A 376-nucleotide genomic window follows, 5' to 3' on the forward strand; every position below is an offset into this window, starting at 1 on the left:
GACCGTGAAGTTGAGCAATGGACAGACGATTGTCATCGAAGCGGGCAAGACCTAAGGGACTGTCGTTTTCCAAACCCCAGCTAACGACGTATACAACAACGGTTCCACCGTTAACACGACGATTACCAAGGCTGAAGGTGGCAATTTCGAGAACCTGGCGACGAATCCAGCGCCAGCGACCACCACGATCACCGACTCGATCGACACCACTACCGTCACTCTGACTGCTGATAACTCGGTCGTTGAAGGCGGAAACATCACCTACACCGCGACGTTGACTAACCCAGCGCAAACCGCTGTGACCGTCACGCTGAGAAACGGCAAAACCATCACGATTGAAGCCGGTAAAACGGCTGGTGCGGTGGTTTTCCAAACT

General features: G+C 53.7%; 1 protein-coding gene. It reads left to right on the forward strand.

Annotated features, from left to right (window positions below; all coding sequences use genetic code 11):
* Window positions 1–256 precede the first annotated feature (256 nt).
* Window positions 257–376 (forward strand): immunoglobulin-like domain-containing protein (locus HX774_RS20455; RefSeq protein WP_370523751.1); only part of this gene is annotated, 120 nt, incomplete at its 3' end.

The sequence above is a fragment of the Brevundimonas sp. P7753 genome (genome assembly GCF_013386595.1).
Classification (GTDB): domain Bacteria; phylum Pseudomonadota; class Alphaproteobacteria; order Caulobacterales; family Caulobacteraceae; genus Brevundimonas; species Brevundimonas bullata.